This is a genomic window from Sinorhizobium sp. GQ132, from assembly GCF_059758575.1.
Map to the genome: position 1 here is coordinate 362,701 of NZ_JCAXDX010000005.1, position 15,881 is coordinate 378,581.

General features: G+C 62.1%; 21 protein-coding genes. 8 read left to right on the forward strand and 13 right to left on the reverse strand.

Annotation, left to right across the window (positions count from 1 at the left end; genetic code table 11):
* Positions 1 to 11: 11 nt before the first annotated feature.
* Positions 12 to 803: a hypothetical protein gene (locus AC6CIG_RS15985; protein WP_498322993.1), complete on the forward strand. Its 792-nt coding sequence runs from the start codon at positions 12 to 14 to the stop codon at positions 801 to 803.
* 81 nt (positions 804 to 884) lie between these two features.
* On the opposite strand, the gene AC6CIG_RS15990 is transcribed toward AC6CIG_RS15985, so the two are convergent.
* From AC6CIG_RS15990 to AC6CIG_RS16020, 7 genes are all read right to left on the reverse strand, one after another.
* The gene (locus AC6CIG_RS15990) at positions 885 to 2,072 is read right to left on the reverse strand and encodes a phage major capsid protein (protein WP_498322995.1); all 1,188 of its coding nucleotides are present in this window, start codon (positions 2,070 to 2,072) and stop codon (positions 885 to 887) included.
* On the reverse strand, positions 2,069 to 2,752 hold the full coding sequence (locus tag AC6CIG_RS15995; RefSeq protein WP_498322996.1) for an HK97 family phage prohead protease: 684 nt from the start codon (positions 2,750 to 2,752) through the stop codon (positions 2,069 to 2,071). The genes AC6CIG_RS15990 and AC6CIG_RS15995 overlap by 4 nt, the downstream gene beginning before the upstream one ends.
* A gap of 160 nt (positions 2,753 to 2,912) precedes the next feature.
* Entirely contained in the window at positions 2,913 to 3,167 is a 255-nt protein-coding gene (locus AC6CIG_RS16000; protein ID WP_498322998.1) for a hypothetical protein, read from the reverse strand.
* 184 nt (positions 3,168 to 3,351) lie between these two features.
* Positions 3,352 to 4,842 carry an AAA family ATPase gene (locus AC6CIG_RS16005; RefSeq protein ID WP_498322999.1) on the reverse strand — a complete coding sequence of 497 codons (1,491 nt, stop codon included), beginning with the start codon at positions 4,840 to 4,842 and terminating at the stop codon, positions 3,352 to 3,354.
* Positions 4,835 to 5,410 (reverse strand): bifunctional DNA primase/polymerase, encoded by a 576-nt coding sequence (locus AC6CIG_RS16010; RefSeq protein ID WP_498323001.1) that lies wholly within the window; start codon positions 5,408 to 5,410, stop codon positions 4,835 to 4,837. Before AC6CIG_RS16010 ends, AC6CIG_RS16005 begins: the two co-directional genes overlap by 8 nt.
* Before the next feature lie 331 nt (positions 5,411 to 5,741).
* Positions 5,742 to 6,008, reverse strand: a complete 267-nt coding sequence (locus AC6CIG_RS16015; protein WP_498323002.1) for a hypothetical protein — start codon at positions 6,006 to 6,008, stop codon at positions 5,742 to 5,744.
* 132 nt (positions 6,009 to 6,140) lie between these two features.
* Positions 6,141 to 6,347 carry a DNA-binding protein gene (locus AC6CIG_RS16020; protein WP_318920276.1) on the reverse strand — a complete coding sequence of 69 codons (207 nt, stop codon included), beginning with the start codon at positions 6,345 to 6,347 and terminating at the stop codon, positions 6,141 to 6,143.
* A gap of 121 nt (positions 6,348 to 6,468) precedes the next feature.
* Between AC6CIG_RS16020 and AC6CIG_RS16025 the strand changes: the two genes are divergently transcribed.
* The 5 genes from AC6CIG_RS16025 to AC6CIG_RS16045 all read left to right on the forward strand — a co-directional run bounded on the left by AC6CIG_RS16025 (position 6,469) and on the right by AC6CIG_RS16045 (position 9,737).
* Positions 6,469 to 6,963, forward strand: coding sequence for a hypothetical protein (locus AC6CIG_RS16025; protein ID WP_498323004.1), 495 nt, complete (start codon positions 6,469 to 6,471; stop codon positions 6,961 to 6,963).
* 27 nt (positions 6,964 to 6,990) lie between these two features.
* Entirely contained in the window at positions 6,991 to 8,229 is a 1,239-nt protein-coding gene (locus AC6CIG_RS16030) for a tyrosine-type recombinase/integrase (protein ID WP_498323005.1), read from the forward strand.
* Between the two features lie 372 nt (positions 8,230 to 8,601).
* The gene (locus tag AC6CIG_RS16035; protein WP_018096869.1) at positions 8,602 to 8,937 is read left to right on the forward strand and encodes a hypothetical protein; all 336 of its coding nucleotides are present in this window, start codon (positions 8,602 to 8,604) and stop codon (positions 8,935 to 8,937) included.
* Positions 8,938 to 9,321: 384 nt separating this feature from the next.
* On the forward strand, positions 9,322 to 9,555 hold the full coding sequence (locus tag AC6CIG_RS16040) for a hypothetical protein (protein ID WP_018096870.1): 234 nt from the start codon (positions 9,322 to 9,324) through the stop codon (positions 9,553 to 9,555).
* Positions 9,537 to 9,737: a hypothetical protein gene (locus tag AC6CIG_RS16045; protein WP_018096871.1), complete on the forward strand. Its 201-nt coding sequence runs from the start codon at positions 9,537 to 9,539 to the stop codon at positions 9,735 to 9,737. Before AC6CIG_RS16040 ends, AC6CIG_RS16045 begins: the two co-directional genes overlap by 19 nt.
* Positions 9,738 to 9,852: 115 nt before the next feature.
* On the opposite strand, the gene AC6CIG_RS16050 is transcribed toward AC6CIG_RS16045, so the two are convergent.
* The gene (locus tag AC6CIG_RS16050; protein ID WP_127708964.1) at positions 9,853 to 10,053 is read right to left on the reverse strand and encodes a hypothetical protein; all 201 of its coding nucleotides are present in this window, start codon (positions 10,051 to 10,053) and stop codon (positions 9,853 to 9,855) included.
* Positions 10,054 to 10,194: 141 nt separating this feature from the next.
* On the opposite strand from AC6CIG_RS16050, the gene AC6CIG_RS16055 reads away from it, so the two are divergent.
* Together AC6CIG_RS16055 and AC6CIG_RS16060 are read left to right on the forward strand one after the other, a co-directional pair.
* Entirely contained in the window at positions 10,195 to 10,383 is a 189-nt protein-coding gene (locus AC6CIG_RS16055) for a hypothetical protein (protein WP_018096873.1), read from the forward strand.
* 84 nt (positions 10,384 to 10,467) lie between these two features.
* Positions 10,468 to 10,692: a hypothetical protein gene (locus AC6CIG_RS16060; protein ID WP_127708962.1), complete on the forward strand. Its 225-nt coding sequence runs from the start codon at positions 10,468 to 10,470 to the stop codon at positions 10,690 to 10,692.
* 54 nt (positions 10,693 to 10,746) lie between these two features.
* Here AC6CIG_RS16060 and AC6CIG_RS16065 read toward each other — a convergent pair whose 3' ends face one another.
* The 5 genes from AC6CIG_RS16065 to AC6CIG_RS16085 are packed head-to-tail and all read right to left on the reverse strand — an operon-like array spanning position 10,747 to position 15,854.
* Positions 10,747 to 11,340 carry a HutD/Ves family protein gene (locus tag AC6CIG_RS16065; RefSeq protein ID WP_127708960.1) on the reverse strand — a complete coding sequence of 198 codons (594 nt, stop codon included), beginning with the start codon at positions 11,338 to 11,340 and terminating at the stop codon, positions 10,747 to 10,749.
* Positions 11,328 to 12,653 (reverse strand): YjiH family protein, encoded by a 1,326-nt coding sequence (locus AC6CIG_RS16070; RefSeq protein WP_018096876.1) that lies wholly within the window; start codon positions 12,651 to 12,653, stop codon positions 11,328 to 11,330. The genes AC6CIG_RS16065 and AC6CIG_RS16070 overlap by 13 nt, the downstream gene beginning before the upstream one ends.
* A 31-nt stretch (positions 12,654 to 12,684) precedes the next feature.
* Positions 12,685 to 14,184 (reverse strand): HAL/PAL/TAL family ammonia-lyase, encoded by a 1,500-nt coding sequence (locus AC6CIG_RS16075; RefSeq protein ID WP_127708958.1) that lies wholly within the window; start codon positions 14,182 to 14,184, stop codon positions 12,685 to 12,687.
* Positions 14,177 to 15,004, reverse strand: a complete 828-nt coding sequence (locus AC6CIG_RS16080) for a quaternary amine ABC transporter ATP-binding protein (protein ID WP_127708956.1) — start codon at positions 15,002 to 15,004, stop codon at positions 14,177 to 14,179. Before AC6CIG_RS16080 ends, AC6CIG_RS16075 begins: the two co-directional genes overlap by 8 nt.
* Positions 14,997 to 15,854 carry an ABC transporter permease gene (locus AC6CIG_RS16085; protein ID WP_018096879.1) on the reverse strand — a complete coding sequence of 286 codons (858 nt, stop codon included), beginning with the start codon at positions 15,852 to 15,854 and terminating at the stop codon, positions 14,997 to 14,999. Before AC6CIG_RS16085 ends, AC6CIG_RS16080 begins: the two co-directional genes overlap by 8 nt.
* Positions 15,855 to 15,881 lie beyond the last annotated feature (27 nt).

The following is a 15,881-nucleotide window of genomic DNA, read 5'->3' on the forward strand; positions in this document are numbered from 1 at the left end:
GAGGGGGGCCCGTGAGTCTAGCGAAGCCGTTTCATCGAAACTATCGGGCCATGAAACCAGGTCCGCAGTCGGGCTACAGCGGTTGGGCCTACATCCGTGACCGCGACTACGCGAAGAATGCCGAGCACTACGTGCGCGCATTCACCTTGATCCAAAATGATCTCCAGTCGATTTTCGAGTATCTGGAGCCGAGCGATGAGTGTCGGACTGCATATTCGTACCGGATACACGCGCTGCTTATGCGCACCTGCATTGAGATTGAGGCCAACTTCAAGGCGATTTTGGAGGAAAACACTTTCACTCCCCCTCCGAACCGGTCAGTCAATATGACCGACTATAGAAAGGTGGACGCTACGCACCACTTATCCTCCTACGAGGTGATGCTTCCGATCTGGAATGGCGTGCCGCCGATCTTAAAGCCTTTCGAGCCGTGGAAGTCAGCGCGTGGCCTACCAAATCCCGGCGGCTTAAGCCTCCCTTGGTACCGAGCCTACAATGCAAGCAAGCACGACCGACAAGACGAGTTCAAGAAGGCAAATCTTGAGAACCTTGTAATGGCTGTCGCCGGCCTTCTGGTCCTTATTTCCTCGCAGTTTCGCGATCAGGACTTCACTGCGGGTTCGGAAGGGGTCACGTTTTCCGGATATGGCTATCACCCGATGGAGCCTTCGATCGGCTCCCTATTCAGGATCAAGTATCCGGATGATTGGGCCGACGCCCAACTTTATGATTTCGATTGGACCGTGCTGATGAAGCAGAACGACCGTTTCGAGAGGATTGATTATGATGCGATCCCCTGCTAGCGCGGCACGCCCGGGGAACGTCGGCTAATCAGACCCGCCGCGAAAAAGCACGCTGAGGTGGTCGCGCTCCCCGATTGCAGATCAAGCCGGCGGCGTGAACGATCCATAGACGATGGCTTCCGGCCTACGCACAGCGAGCGCCAGGCGTTCCTCTCCGAGGATCGTCAGCAGGTTTCGGATGAAGTCGTCATTCACGTATCCGAGTTCGACCGTCGCGTCCGTGCGCGTGTAGACCTTCGCAGCCAGATCGAGCGCGCCGACGAGGAACTGGCCGACCGGCATGGCGTTCGATGGCGCGACCGGTAGACGCCAGACACGGTCTGGGACATCGCCCAGAGGACCTCCTCCGATGTATCGACCCTGCGAGTCCTTGACGCCCATCATCGCGTACCAGTCGCGCGTTGAAATGATCGCGCCGCTCGCCGGATAGTCGGCCTCCTCGCTCTGGCTGATCGCTTTCAACAAAATGTCGAACGCCGTGTCGCCCGCCGCGCGCCGGGCTTCATCGAAGTCGGTCGCCTGCGGGATTAGACCATGCAAATTCTGGCCGCTGCCATCGCCATGGAGCAACTGCCCCTCGACCACGAAGCCCAAGCCGTAGCGCAATGTAGTATCGATCTCGCTGCGAAGCTGAGCATCATCGTCGAGAACTTGCCGCGACGCCTTGAGCCAATGTGCGACTGTCCGAATTGGCGCCGTCACTTCCTCGAAATTGAGATCGCTTTCCGGCTTCAAAGCGGCCTCGGCGACCGGCGCGGCGGAATTGGTGAAGCCGGTCTCGCGCCTGTAGCTGATCGCGTTGCTCGTCGTGTTCGCGGAGCCGAGGAGTGAACGGACAAGCAGCCGGCGGCGGCCAAGGGGCACAATCTCGCGGTCGAAATCGGGGATCACTGGGAAGTCGGTGCTGGTAAGCGTCGCCTTCGTTTCGACCGGAATTCGCGTTTTGGCATTCCTGCCGCCTTCGGCGAACGAGCGAAGCTCGGCGGATTTTACAACCTGATCGCCCCACGTTGGGACGCGGTTTCCGCCGCCGCCACCGAAGCTGCCTCGCGCGCCTTTCTGCTCAAGTTCGAAAAGCTGCTCGGCGAATGACGCCATTTTCTCGTCGGCTTCGCCAAGCTTCCGCAAGACTTCCGCTGCATGCTCGCCGAAGCGCGCGCTCAATGCGTCAAGCACGTCGTCGCCGCCCGCGTCCTTGCGGTGAATTCGCCCGCCAGCGGCCAGCAGAGCGGCGGCAGAGCGCGTCATGGGGATGTTGTGCATGGTCATGTCAAATTTCCTTTCAATCGCGCCGTGGCGGCGTCTATGGCGGCCATCAGCCGCGCTGCTTTCTCGCTCTGATCATCGCCAGCAAGCGCCCGCCAACCGCCGTTCGCGACCTGTTTAGCGGCGGCCTTTGGGAGGCCGACATGATGCAGGAGATCGACAAGCTCGCCCTTGCTGGAGAGGCTTTTGACGGCAGCGATCCGAGCACGCGGATTGGCCGGGACGGCGACGACGCTCACCTCGACCAGATCGACATCGAGGAGTGTGAAAGAGCCATCGCCATTATATTTCCGGCCGTCTTCCGGGATCAGATAGCCTATCGAGAAAGCGCCGGCATCGCCGGCCGCGATATGCTGGAATGCCTCCCGGCCGCGCGTGGTTTTGAGGTTGATCCGCCCGGCGACGTGCAGACCTTCACGGTCCTCCCGGAGGGCCGTCCACTTGCCGATTGGCTCCTCAATCCGATGGCTCCAGAGCATGGCGGGCGTCGTGCCCTCGCGGGCGTGCTCGGCGAGGGTCCGGGCAAAGGCGCCCTTGGCGACGATATCACCGGCACGATCCGGCTTGCCGCCGAAAGTAGACGCATAGCCCTCGATCAATCCGTCGCCGGCCGCCTTGACCTCAAGGTCGAGCGCCGGGGCGAGGCGGATCGCGGTTGGATCGAATTTCGAGAAATAGCTCATGGCTCACCTTCACACAAAGCGCGGGCATGGTGCCCGTTTCAAAGCTTCGGTCCCGGACCAGCCGGTGACGTGAAGGTGGATCGTCGGCTTGAGCGCCCGGTCCAGCCGGTGCGCCGATCCAATCGAGCCGCCCACATGATAGGAAAGAATTCCCGCATGGTCAATTTCCCTCGCCCCGCTCGTAGGCATCGAGCGCGCCGTCCTCGATCTGCTGAGCGAAATCACGGAGGATGCGGGCCGCGTCGTTCCGGCCCTCGATCTGGACCAGTTGTGCGAAGGTGTAGGCGGCAAGCCGGTCGATGATCACCTCGACGGGCGCGTCGAGCTTCTGGAACATGGTGACGGCGCAACGTTCGATCAGCCGGTCGCACAGGATGCGCTGCATCGCCTCGGCGGGGGTTCTTGGGCGTTCCATGACGGTCTCCTTTGCGGTTTCATGTTCTGGTTGCCGGTGACAAAAGTGACATTTCCCTATTCCCCCCAAGAAATGTCACCGATGTCACCACCCTCTTTTTAAGCGGTGACATAAGTGACAAAACCTTGGATAGGGAAAATGTCACCGCCCTTTTCGCCCGATTTTCCGGGCCTTCTCGAAAATGTCACCCGTCACCGCCTTCTCGCCCGGCGTCATTGCCCGGTGCAACCTTGAGGCGCTGCCGCATCGCGTCGTCCTCGTCATCCCGGCTTCCGAACCAGATCATGCCGACGCCAGCCTCATCCTCGTTGCGGACGACTTCGGCACGCTCCAAGAGCCAATCGAGCGCACGATTGAAGGCAACATTCTTCGAGTTGCGATTGTCGCCGGCCTTCATCTTCAAGAACTCGTCCCGGAGCACGCCTTCGCGAACCGCCTTCACCTGCGGGCCGTTGCTGCCATAGGGCCGATAGTCGATGCCGGAAGCCAGAACCTCCCGTGTCAGGATTTTCAGGATGAGCCTCTGGTTCGCGCCGGGCTTTCGATCCTTCGGGCCGTCGCCGGCCTGTTCATCGCAAACAATTTCCTCGACGATAGCCGCCTCGACGCCGCCGACTTTGACCGAGGTGAAACGGAGCCGACCGATCTGCCGGTTTCCCGGCCCCGAGCGGTTCTTGCCCACATGGATCGTGTGCCAATCGCCTTCGCCCGGCAGCAGGATCATTTCCAAGGCGGCGACCGCTTCCAGTGTCTCCCCCTTCATCGCCTTCGGATCGGCGCGGTTCGTGTGGTTGAGGATGCAGATCACCGCGTTCTCGGCCTCCGCAAGCTCACGGAGGGCGTTCAAGGCCGGCGATACGATCTTGTCTTCCAAGACGGAGGTGCCGCCCAGCGCGGCCCGCAGCGTGTCGATCACCACGAAAATCGGGCGACCCGGCCTGCGTTGCCGAGCGTGTTGGATGACCTCGGCGATGATGGCCCTTGCCCGAGCGGGCTTGGCCAACGGGATGCCTTCCTCCGAATGAACGAGGAGCACTCCATCGGCTCCCGTTGCCTCCAGCCGGTTCGCCACGTCGCCGGCATCCTCAACCGCGATGTAGGCTACGGCAGCCTGTTTGACCTCCCGTTCAAGGAATGGCTCGCCCTGATCCAGCGCTTGGCCGAGCGCCACCGCGAACGCGGTCTTGCCGCTGCCGGGCCGGCCACCGATTGCAACGATGGTGCCAAGCCGCATCAGGCCGCTTATAAGCGAATCGGCCGAGGAATGAGCTTGGCTGCTGCGGAATTCCTGGAAAGTCAGCAATCGGATGGCGCCTCCAGCCCCGGCTTCGCCTCCGTTGCCGCGATCCGGGTTTGACCTGAAGCGAGTGTTGCTGTCGTAGCCACGGGCGGGCGGATGGCGCGGTTTGACCTTGCCCGCCTTGAGGCCGCTGCCGAGGGTCGGCGCGATCTCGGCGTTGCCGAGGCCGCAGGCTTTCGCGGCTTTCCAAAGGTGTTCGGCCGCCTCGCTTTCCGCGAGGTGCCCGCCACCGACGATTTGGCCTATGGCGAAAGCCGACCGATTGAGCTGGTCGTTTCGTCCGCCCTTGGCTGTACCGGCCACAGTCTGGCATTCGGCATTGAGCGCCGCCAGCGCCCAGGCTCGATCCTGATCCACGCCGTTGCCCCTAGTCATCGTCTCGCTCCAGCAGGCTAGCGAGCCACACGGGGAGCGGCAGAACGGGACGGTCGTGAAAAAGCTCGTAAGCGACACCCTGCGCGTTGACGGATGGCGGAATGACGACATAGCCGCCCCGGCCGCGTGTATCGATGCCGCGTCCGAGCCGACCTGCCGAGTTGCCAATTCCCGCTTGCCAGCGGAAATAGAGATGCCGCCCTCCAGATGGCGTGTGGACGATCCGTGTTGCCGGTTCGGCCGCTGCATGATCGACGAGCAGGTCGTTCCACGATTTCTCGCCATCGATCTCATCTGCCTCGAACGGGCACTTTACATCGATGTCGATGACGACAACCCCGGAGGGCTCGCCGGTCGGCATTCCGGCCATCGCGGCCGGCCATTGTTTCCACCATCGCCGGATCGTCGCCGGGGCGGTTGTTGCCGCCTTGAAGCCGTGCTTGACGAGCGGGCGTTTCGTCGCCGGATCGCACGGGAAGACCGGCCAGCCGCGCGAGGCATATTCCAAGGCCGCTTGCAGGAGGTCGCCCGTCAAGCTCTCGACCTCGCGCGAACCGAGGTCGCTCATGACTTATCCTCGTAGGATTTGCGCGCCCTCAGAGCCCGCGTTTGCTCTGGCCAAGGCCAGGCGGACGAGATTAATGGCAAGCCATTAGGTCTCAGGACGTTTCCGCGAGCCACCACGGAATAATGCAGACCTCGGAGATGAATTCGGCGGCGACCACACCGCTCGAACTGCTCGCGGAACCATGCGGCATCGCGATGATTGGCTGGTGTGTCGAGACGATAGGGGTCGTTCTGGGTCGCCAGCACCGTGAGGTCGCCCTGTCCGCAGCGCTGCTCCTGACGCGCCGCCTCCAAGACCGCACGCAGCGGCCCATGCCCGTTCACTGGAACCGTCATCGCCGCCTCCAGCCGCCGGCCGAGGGCCGAACCGGCAAGAGGACCGGCATGCGCCGCACCCAGCATGTCCGTTTATCGTGCGAGAAATCCGCGATGCGCCAGCCGCGACCGGGCGGTCGGGTGACCTTTGTCCCCCAGCCGTCAGCAACTTCGAACGGCTGGTCGCGGGTCGTGGCTGTTTCGATCAGTTCGGCGAACAGTTGCAGCTGATCCACAGAATGTCGTAGGCGACGGCGGCGAGAAGCCGAAATGTTGTGTTTCATGGATGGGTCTCCGTTACGCGGAAACCGCCGCCGATTTTGACCCAGGCCAAAACTCAGACTATATGTTCACTTCCCCCACCATCGTGATCGAGCCTGAGCCTGGCGCGCGGCAAACTTCAGCGGCAGGCCCAATCAACTTTGCTCACTTAGATTGTGATGAAGTCCTAGCCGGTCTGCGATCAATGCAACGGGCACCATGATCTTGCGGCCGATTTTTATTGTTGGAATGTCGCCACGCTTGGCCGCCTCATAGCTGCCGTTACGGCTCAGGCCATAGAAGACGCGGCCTGCATCAGGGACGGGAAGCGTCGGGCGGGAAAGTGCTTCGTCGAGCGTCATCTTCGATCCCTTCTATATGCGGTTAATGTGTCACATGCACATATAACATAGGACGAACACGGATTGCCCACAACAACAATATGTGCATAAGGTGCATGAAGAGACAGAAAGGGGATCGTAGATGACGAATGATGACGCCGCCCAATCAAAGAAGACCGAGCGCCTGCATATGCTGATCTCGCCCGGCGAGCTTGAAGCGATTGACACATGGCGTTTCAACAACCGCGTAGGAACCCGGGCAGATGCCGTGAGGCGGTTAACCCAACTGGCCTTGCGGGTCGATGCGCCGGTCGACGGCATCTATCACCAGCTGCGAGAGGCGTACGTGCAGCTTCTCAGCCGCACCGACGCGATTACATCTGATCCACTCGATCATGATCTGACCTTAAAAGCCGCGCTTCTCGCTCTCGGCGATCTTACCAAGGCGCTTACGCCGCTCATGGTTGAAGTGACCTCATTGACGGAGCAGGTGCACCGCCTGCGGGCCGACGGCAAGGTGACCGACAAGACCAAGGAAGCCGATGGAATCCGGAAAGAGGCGGAAGAGAGGGCCAAGATGGTGCGGGTCATGCTCCAGGCCATTGAGGAGGACCGTTTAGGCGAGGACGACGAATGAAGCGCAACCGAGAGGGAGGAACTGATCATGTCGGTACGTAAGCGCACATGGACTGGGCACGGCGTTCAGAAAGAGGCGTGGATTGTCACTTACTTCGACACCAAAGGGGTAAAGCGCCAGAAGACGTTCGCGAAGAAGAAAGACGCGGACACCTTCGCCAGCAAAGCACATATGGAGGTTAAGGAAGGCGTTCACGTTGCCGACCGCGATAGCGTTACCGTCAAGAAGGCCGCCGAGCTATGGATTGCAACCGGCGAAGGGGAGGGCCTTGAGCGCAGCTCCATAGATCAGCGAAAGCGTCATCTGAAATTTCATATCGAGGAGTTTATCGGCGATACGCTGGTCTCCAAGCTGTCGGTGCCATTGATTCGGGAGTTCGAGGACAAGCTCAGGGAGAATAGCCGGTCTGCCGCGATGATCAAGAAGGTGCTCGTGTCACTCGGCGGTATCCTGGGCGATGCGGTTGAACGCGGGCTGGCAACGCGGAACCCAGTCAGGGACATGCGCCAGCGCCGAAAGGGAAAAGAGGCCCGGGCTGAGAAGCGTCACAAGGGCAAGCTCAAGGTGGGCGTGCATATCCCGGCGCCGGCCGAGGTCCGCGCGATCATCAATGCGCTCGACGGCATGAGTCACTGGCGTCCGCTGCTGATAACCGCGATCTTCAGCGGTATGCGATCTTCGGAGTTGCGCGGACTGCGCTGGGAGGATGTTGATCTGGAGGGACGTTCGATTAGCGTCACCCAACGAGCGGACGAGTACGGTAAAATCGGGCGACCGAAGACGGAGGCGGGCGAGAGGACAATTCCGATCCCGCCATTCGTCATCAACACTCTCCGGGAATGGCGCCTTGGTTGCCCGCGACGTGATACCGGCCGGGTCGATGCTGCCGGCAATCCCATTCTCGAGCTTCATTACGTCTTCCCCAACGGGAACGGCAACATCGAAAGCCACGCCAACATCATCAACCGGGCGCTGATCCCGGCTGGTATCAGGGCAGGGGTCTCGGTTCCCTCAGAGGAGCTGGGCAAGAACGGCAAACCCGTCATGCTGGCGAAGTACACGGGCCTTCACTCGCTCCGGCACTTCTTCGCCTCGTGGTGCATCAACCGAAAGGTTGACGGCGGCCTAGAGCTGCCGGTCAAGTCGGTGCAGGAAAGGCTGGGCCACTCTTCTATTCAGATGACGCTGGACACCTACGGGCATCTTTTCCCGCGCGGCGACGATGCCGACGAGCTAGCCGCTGCTGAGCGGTCCCTTCTGGGCTAAAGGCTAGCGCGACAAGGCAGGGCTCATTGCGACATAACTGCGACATAAATGCAAAAAGCTCATTAAAAACAAGGTTGACACGGGAATCATAATCCTTGTGTCGGGGGTTCGAATCCCTCCTCCGCTACCAATCAGACATTTGTCCAGCCCGAAGACATAGGTAACAGAATGTACCTAAGGCATGGGTGACAATTTCGTGCCGAACGGATTGTCGATGGTTTGCAAAGTCCTCTGCTCCAGGTCGAAATATCCCAGATCATTCCGCATGAAGATGGCGAGCCAAATGCCATTGATGGGCGGAACCAATCCGCTCCCCTGCCGTTCAAATATGAGTTTAAGCAAACTCTCAAATGAGAGCATGGAGGAGAAGTCATGAACATCGGCAGGCTTTTCGCGGCCGGGTTGATTTTGGGCGGCGCGGCGGCTGCTGTACCTTCTGCTTCGTCAGCCCAGTCATTCGACCTGTACATCGGTCCGGACGGTCCGCAGCTGCGTGATCGCAGATACGACGATGACGACTATGATTATCGTCGGTCTCGCGGCTGCAGCGAGCGTCAGGCCATCCGTCGCGCCTATCGGCTTGGAATCCGCGATCCGGATATCCGGTCGATCACGCGGCGCGAGGTTGCGGTCGACGGTGTCGGCCGGCGCGGTCGGCTTACGACCGTCTATTTCGCAAATCGGCCGGGATGTCCTCGCATAGGTTGAGCCTCTTCTGCTAGTATAGCCGAACGGCCGCCAGCATATGGTGCCGCGCGTTTCCGGACGCACGGCGCCGTTCAGCACGCTGCAACGAACGGCAACGCTCGGTCGACGCGGCTGCATTGTGTGTACGAATGAGCCGCGACGGAACTTCCCTGCGCCGGCTTTGTTCGAGCAATTCCGGGAAAGTGCGCAGACGTCTTCCGTTCGGAATTGCGGCAACGAAAGGTTAGAGCATTGGCGGAGCGGAAATGCTCCAGATCACGATGTTTTCAGGTCTGGTTGACCCAAAAACACAACCGTGATCGATTCCAAGAAGTTGGAGCGGATGCGGGTTGAAAATCGCACACACTTTTCCTCATCCCGCTCCGGGTCGGTCAGGAGGATCGCATGCCGGCGCCGAAAGAGATGGATTCCGCATTGACCAGTCTTCCCTTGAGAATCGGGGCCTATATCCCCGACGATCTCCTGGAGGACTGGTTCGCCCCGGGAACGGGAATGAACCCGCCCTCGGAAACGGCTTTAGCCGAGGCAGCCGCATACGGGCGGCGGTTCGAGTGCGAATTCAAATATTATCCCGAGCGAAAGGAAGGGGTCTTCTGGAAATGGGTACCAGCCATCTGAACGAAGGCAATCTGGAGGCGAAGGCCATCAATGCCGTTATCGAAGAACTTCAGCGGCAGGCGGCAGAAAACCCTTCGAAGCTTCAGGTCCGCCAGGCGGGAGACAAGCTCGCGGTCAACGGAGAAATCGACGTCGACGCGGTGGTGATGGTGGTCGTGGGGTCGATGGCAGGAGGCCCTTGAGGTCCTTGAGCCGCTTCCGGCCTTTCGGCCCCATGCCCTTGCGCCGAGCCGGTCCGCTTCGGCCTCGTGCGGGCGCGTGCCATTCGGGCCCCCGCGAGGGCGCGAGGGGAAGGGCTCACGAAGGGTTATCCTTGTCGCCCGTGGCGCTCGGCGGATTTTCATCGATGGTGTTGATGCCGTCGGCATTGACCTTGGTGTCCTCGATCCTGGTGGAATTGGTCGAGGGGAAGCGGTCGACATAGACGTAGAAAATCGCACTGGCGATTATGATGACGGCGGCGCCGATCAGCGCCAGTCGCTCCCAGGTTCGGGTCATGACATCACCTCCGGTAGGTCATGGTCGAAACCGCGGCCGCGCGCAAAGGTTCCGGCCCCGGGAGCGTCCGCCGGACTTAACGCGATGCGGAACCATTTGTGCCCGTCCGGCGTTAGTACCAACGCAGTTGGGAGGCGCAGGATGAAACACGCGGAAATTGGAAAGCTCGACAAATCCCAGGCCAGGCATGTCTGGGATGTGGCGGAGTATTGCAGGCGCACCGGCATCCACAAGGCCGAGGAACGCCGCCTGATCAGGGTTCTCGGGCGATTTGCATCCAGCCACGAGCTTCAGATGAACATCGTGCGTCCTCAGACGCGCATGCGCTGACATCTCCGCGTTTCCATCGCCGTCTAATCGTTCGCTGTTCCGTCGAAACGGCGATACACGCAGCAGCAGCCGCAGGAGGCGCACGTGTGGGCAACTCTCACCGGTGCAGTTCTTTTTATCAGCGGGCTTCTCTACATGGCCTGGGAGGCGCTCGGGCGGCGGCGGTTGAGCCAGCCGCCGCAAGGCAATCCCAAGCAGACGCTTGAGCCGCGCGGGCAAGGGCTCCGTTTTCTGAGCCCGCTGCGCAACTGGCTGGGCGTCGTGCTCATGGTGATCGGCGGCATTCTCCTGCTCTTCGGCATGCGCTGAAACAGCGTGCCTCCCGGTTCCCGGACGAGACAAAAACGGCCGACGGCGCGGCGTTCAGGCCGGGCCGATCTCGATCAGGAAAACTTCCGACGCGATGTCGGCCGAGAGCGTGAGCGTGGCCGGCTGGACGAGAACCGCCGTGTCGAGCCCGTGCAGGGTTGCGGAAACGCCTTCGGTCACGAGCGCAACGCTGCCGCGATGACAGAAGAGAACGAGATCGCGGGCGCTCGTAGCCACCGGCTGCCAGCCCTCGACATGAATCCTGCGTACGCGGTGTTTCAATGCCTGGCGGCGTGTCATCACATTGAGATCGGTGACCGGGCCATCCGCGAGGGTCGCGGACGTCGGCAGATCGGCAGGAAAGGTGAGGGGGGCGTCCGAGGCGGTCAGCAGTTTCGGTTGCCGGCCCTCGATCGCGAGCGTCATCCCGCTACCCTCCAGGATCGACAGGGTGCGGTCGATGCCGGGAAAGATCGAGAAGGCGCCATTGGTGGCGACGGTCGCCATGCTTATGCGCCAGTCGAAATCGGCGATGGTGGCACGGTCCGGAGAGACGGCGATTTCCACCGTCTCTCCGCCGCCGTTCTTCCACGGCATATGCCTGTACTCGCTCGAGCGCAGAATTCGCATCATCGTCAGCCGAGCCATCCCATCGACGTTCCGATCCAAATGATCGGCGCCGTCACCAGTATGCTCAATACGACGCGAATATACCAGATCACCAGAAGATCGCGAAAGCTGAGCGGGATCGAGGTCGCCAGCACGCAGGGGACCGAGGCGGACAGGAACAGAACCTGGCTGACCGATACCACCGCGGCCAGGAACTTCACCTCGGGCACTGCCTCCTTGAGCAGGATGGCGGGCAGGAACATCTCGGCGAGCCCGGAGGCGAGCGCCTTTGCCGCCTGCATCGGCTGGCCGAACTGCGCGAGCCAGGTGAAGGGGTAGAGCGTCAGGCCGAGAATGTCGAAGATCGGCGTGAACTTGGCGGCGAGAAGTCCGATGAGCCCGACTGCCATGATGCTCGGCAGGATCATCGCCGCCATGCGCAGTCCGTCGAGGAAGCTTTCGCGCAGCAGCGCCGGCAGGCTCTTGGCGATTGCCGCCTGCTCAAGGCCGGTCTCCGCGGCGACGCTCAGGCGGCTGCGCCCCGGGGGCAACGGCTGGTCCCGATCGCCCTCGTGCGCAAGGCGGGAAAGCGGCCAGATCCGGGCGGTGATGGCAGAAACGATGAACGTGACGACGAGCGTCGTCCAGAAGTAGAAATTCCAGATATCCATGAGCCCCAGCGTCTTCGCCACGATGATCATGAACGTGGCCGACACGGTGGAAAAGCCTGTCGCGATGATCGCCGCTTCGCGCACCGTGTACTTGCCTTCGCGGAACACGCGGTCGGTGATGAGGAGTGCAAGGGAGTAGCTGCCGACGAAGGAAGCGACGGCGTCGATGGCGGACCAGCCCGGCGTACGCCAGATCGGCCGCATCACGGGCTGGACGAGCACGCCGGTGAATTCGAGAAGGCCGTAGCCGATCAGAAAGGCGAGTGCCAAAGCGCCGATGGGTACGATCAGCCCGACCGACAGCACCAGCTTGTCGAAGAGGAAGGGCAGCATGTCGGGCGCGAAGAGGATCGCGGGCCCGATGCCGGCGAGATAAAGGCCGGCAAGCACCAGTCCGAGGACGCGCAGGACCGAAAAGACGGCATCGGTCGTCGTCTTGCGCCAGGTCCCCTTCACGATGGGTCCGAAGGCGCCGTACGCCATCAGCAGCAATACGAAGCCGATCGCCACCGGCCGTGCATGGGTCGATATGGCCGTTGCCGCATGGTCGAGCAGGATCGTCGACTTGCCGGCGATTTCGACCGGCACGAAGAACAGAAATATGCCGATGAGGCTGAAAAGAATGAGCCGCAAGGCTGCGCCGCCGCGCGAGCCCCCTGCCTCGGTGGTGATGTGCGTCATGTCGTCTCCTCCCTTCCCGTTCAGAGCGGGGTTACAGGCTGGCCTTCGCCGGCGCGGCTCGCATCAACAGCCGCATCCGGTCGAAGTCTTCGTTCATCGGGCGATCGTCGCGATAGGCTGGAATCGCCGAGCGTATGCGCCCGTAAAGGGCAGCAGTGCGTTGCGCCTTGCCCGGTCCCTGCGGCTGCAGTTCATAGGCCTGAGCGGACGCAAGCAGTTCGATCGCCAGGATCCGCTCGAGATTGTCGACGATCGAGAGCGCTTTCCAGGCCGCCGGTGTCGCGTGGGTGAGCATGTCTTCCTGAAGCGCGGAGGTGATGCCGCCGTCGAGGCTGGCCGGCGCTGCGAGCCGCCGGTTCTCCGCCACGAGCGCGGCAGCCGTGTACTGCGCGATCATGAACCCCGAGCACACGCCGCTGTCGCCGGCGAGGAAGGCAGGCAAACCGCTCACCAGAGGGTTCACCAGCCGGTCGATGCGGCGCTCGGACATCGCTGCGACCTCCGCCACCGCGACGGCGAGGCTGTCCATTGCGAGGCCGAGCGCGGCACCGACGGCATGGGCCTGCGAATGCACCTCGGGTGCCTCCGGCGCACCGGCAACGGCCGGGTTGTCGGTAACGCTTGCAAGTTCGCGATCGACGATTTCGGCTACCTGGCCAAAGGCGTCGCGGGCGGCGCCATGCACCTGCGGCACGGCCCTGAGACTCAGCGGATCCTGGGTGCGGGTGCCGGCCGTACCTGCCAGCATCGGGCTATCCGCCAGCCAGTCGCGCAGGCTTTCGCCCACTGCGTTCAGGCCAGGGGATCGGCGCAGAGCCAAGGGCAATTCGGCAAAGGCATTGGCCTGGCTGCCGAGGTTTTCGTAAGTCATCGCCGCGGCTGCATCGGCCCAGGCGAAGAGCCTTTCCGTGCGTGCGAGCGCCAGCGCCGCCAGACCGGTGGCGCACGGGGTTCCGTTGACGAGGCTGAGACCTTCTTTCGCTTCGAGCCGCAACGGCACAAGCCCCAGACGGGCGAGGGCATCGCCGCCGCTCAGTCTTTCAGTCCCCAGCATGGCCGAGCCGTGACCGATCAGCACGAGGCCGATCGCGGCGGCGTGGGTCAGATATCCAACCGAACCACGCGACGGAATGAGAGGGATGATGTCGGCGTTGAGCAGCGCCAAGAGTGTTTCGACCGTCTCGATCCGCACGCCGGAATAGCCGTGGGCGAAGTTGGCTATCTGTGCTGCCATGACGGCCCGGGCTTCCACTAGACCTAGCGGATCTCCGACGCCGCAAGCGTGGCTCAGGATGATGTTGCGCGAGAGCGCCTGCTGGTTCTCACGGCTGATGACGACATCGCAAAGGGCGCCGACGCCGGTGTTGATGCCGTAGCCACGGATGCCGCGGTCCACCAATGCGTCGACGATCCGGCGGGCATGGGCGATCCGCCGGCGCGCAGGCTCCGACAGGTCGAGGCGGACGCCCTCGGCGATCGAAGCGATCTCGCGCCAGGTAAGCGGCCCATCGATCGAAATCATCTCACCCATGGGTCTCCGGCCTTTCGTGCCTGCGCTGGACGAACCGGGCAACATAGTCGTTGGCAGGGTTGTCGAGGATGTCGCCCGGTGTGCCGACCTGAACGACCTGACCGTCCTTCAGGATCGCGATCTCCGACCCGATGCGTAGGGCCTCGTCGAGATCATGGGTGATGAAGACGATGGTCTTTGCAAGATTCTGCTGGAGTTGCAGCAATTGGTCCTGCATGTCGCCGCGGATCAGCGGGTCGAGGGCACTGAAAGCCTCGTCCATCAGGATCACATCGGTGTCGGCGGCGAGCGCTCGTGCAAGGCCGACGCGCTGCTTCATGCCGCCCGAGAGCTGATGGGGAAATTTCGCGTCGTAGCCGGACAGGCCGACCGTTTCGATCCATTTCATGCCGATTTCGCGGGCATCGTCCTTCGACACGCCGCGCACGCGCTGTCCGTAGACGACATTCTGGAGCACGGTCCGGTGCGGCATCAGGGCAAAGCTCTGAAAGACCATGCTGACGCGCCGCATGCGGAAGGCACGCAGCGCCTTCGCACCCAGGTCGAGGATGTTGTCGCCGTCGAAAAGGACCTCGCCGCTCGTTGGTTCTATCAGCCGGTTGAGGTGGCGCACCAGCGTCGACTTGCCCGATCCGGAAAGCCCCATGATCACGAAGATCTTTCCGGCGCCGATCTTCAGGCTGACATCGTTGAGGCCCACGCTGCAGCCGGACCTCGCCAGGATATCGGCCTTATCGAGACCGTCCTTGAGCATGGCGAGCGCCTTCTTGGCGTCATGCCCGAATATCTTGTAGACGTTCCGGATCTCTATATCAGCCATTGCGGGCGTCCTCCGTCCGGGGCTTGCCGAAGCCTTGCGTGATGCGGTCGAGCACGATCGCGAGAATGACGATGCCGATGCCGGCCTCGAGGCCCTTGCCGACGTCGAGCGTCTGAATGCCGTTGAGCACCTGTTCGCCGAGGCCGCGCGCGCCGATCATCGAGGCGACGACGACCATCGACAGCGCCATCATGATCGTCTGGTTGAGGCCGGCCATGATCGTCGGCGTCGCAAGGGGCAGTTCGACGCCGAAGAGGATCTGTCGCGGACTGCCGCCGAACGCCGTCGCAGCTTCGACGACTTCCGCGTCGACCTGGCGGATGCCGAGATCGGTGAGCCGGATCAGCGGCGGGACGGCGTAGATGATGGTCGCGAGGATAGCGGGCACCTTGCCGAGCCCGAAGAGCATCAGCGCCGGGATGAGATAGACGAAGCTCGGCATGGTCTGCATGACATCGAGCACCGGCAGAGTGATGTTGCGGACGGTGCGGCTCTTCGCGACGAGAATCCCCATGGGCACGCCGATCACTACCGAGACGATGGTCGCCATCAGCATCAGCGCGAGCGTCTGCATCGTCAGGTCCCAGAGTCCGAGGACGCCGACGGCAACCAGCAACGCGCCGACCGCCAGCGTCAGCGACCAGCGCCGCGAACTCCGCCAGGCAAGCGCCATGAAGGCGAGAATGACGAGCCACCAGGGCAGGCCGCGCAGGATCCATTCAATGAACAGAACGGCTTTCAGGATGACGGCGCTGATCGCCTTGAAGACCCAGCCGTAATTGGTGACGAGCGCCTGGATGAAATCGTTCACCGGCGCGCGGATCGAGAGATTGAGAGAGTCCGGAAACATCGGATATCGTTCCTTGTTCAGGGCGGC

Coding starts and splice junctions, on each gene's coding strand:
- AC6CIG_RS15990 (WP_498322995.1), bottom strand. CDS start 2,072: ATGACCATGCACAACATCCCCATGACGCGCTCTGCCGCCGCTCTGCTG.
- AC6CIG_RS15995 (WP_498322996.1), bottom strand. CDS start 2,752: ATGAGCTATTTCTCGAAATTCGATCCAACCGCGATCCGCCTCGCCCCG.
- AC6CIG_RS16000 (WP_498322998.1), bottom strand. CDS start 3,167: ATGGAACGCCCAAGAACCCCCGCCGAGGCGATGCAGCGCATCCTGTGC.
- AC6CIG_RS16005 (WP_498322999.1), bottom strand. CDS start 4,842: ATGACTAGGGGCAACGGCGTGGATCAGGATCGAGCCTGGGCGCTGGCG.
- AC6CIG_RS16010 (WP_498323001.1), bottom strand. CDS start 5,410: ATGAGCGACCTCGGTTCGCGCGAGGTCGAGAGCTTGACGGGCGACCTC.
- AC6CIG_RS16015 (WP_498323002.1), bottom strand. CDS start 6,008: ATGAAACACAACATTTCGGCTTCTCGCCGCCGTCGCCTACGACATTCT.
- AC6CIG_RS16020 (WP_318920276.1), bottom strand. CDS start 6,347: ATGACGCTCGACGAAGCACTTTCCCGCCCGACGCTTCCCGTCCCTGAT.
- AC6CIG_RS16025 (WP_498323004.1), top strand. CDS start 6,469: ATGACGAATGATGACGCCGCCCAATCAAAGAAGACCGAGCGCCTGCAT.
- AC6CIG_RS16030 (WP_498323005.1), top strand. CDS start 6,991: ATGTCGGTACGTAAGCGCACATGGACTGGGCACGGCGTTCAGAAAGAG.
- AC6CIG_RS16035 (WP_018096869.1), top strand. CDS start 8,602: ATGAACATCGGCAGGCTTTTCGCGGCCGGGTTGATTTTGGGCGGCGCG.
- AC6CIG_RS16040 (WP_018096870.1), top strand. CDS start 9,322: ATGCCGGCGCCGAAAGAGATGGATTCCGCATTGACCAGTCTTCCCTTG.
- AC6CIG_RS16045 (WP_018096871.1), top strand. CDS start 9,537: ATGGGTACCAGCCATCTGAACGAAGGCAATCTGGAGGCGAAGGCCATC.
- AC6CIG_RS16050 (WP_127708964.1), bottom strand. CDS start 10,053: ATGACCCGAACCTGGGAGCGACTGGCGCTGATCGGCGCCGCCGTCATC.
- AC6CIG_RS16055 (WP_018096873.1), top strand. CDS start 10,195: ATGAAACACGCGGAAATTGGAAAGCTCGACAAATCCCAGGCCAGGCAT.
- AC6CIG_RS16065 (WP_127708960.1), bottom strand. CDS start 11,340: ATGGCTCGGCTGACGATGATGCGAATTCTGCGCTCGAGCGAGTACAGG.
- AC6CIG_RS16070 (WP_018096876.1), bottom strand. CDS start 12,653: ATGACGCACATCACCACCGAGGCAGGGGGCTCGCGCGGCGGCGCAGCC.
- AC6CIG_RS16075 (WP_127708958.1), bottom strand. CDS start 14,184: ATGGGTGAGATGATTTCGATCGATGGGCCGCTTACCTGGCGCGAGATC.
- AC6CIG_RS16080 (WP_127708956.1), bottom strand. CDS start 15,004: ATGGCTGATATAGAGATCCGGAACGTCTACAAGATATTCGGGCATGAC.
- AC6CIG_RS16085 (WP_018096879.1), bottom strand. CDS start 15,854: ATGTTTCCGGACTCTCTCAATCTCTCGATCCGCGCGCCGGTGAACGAT.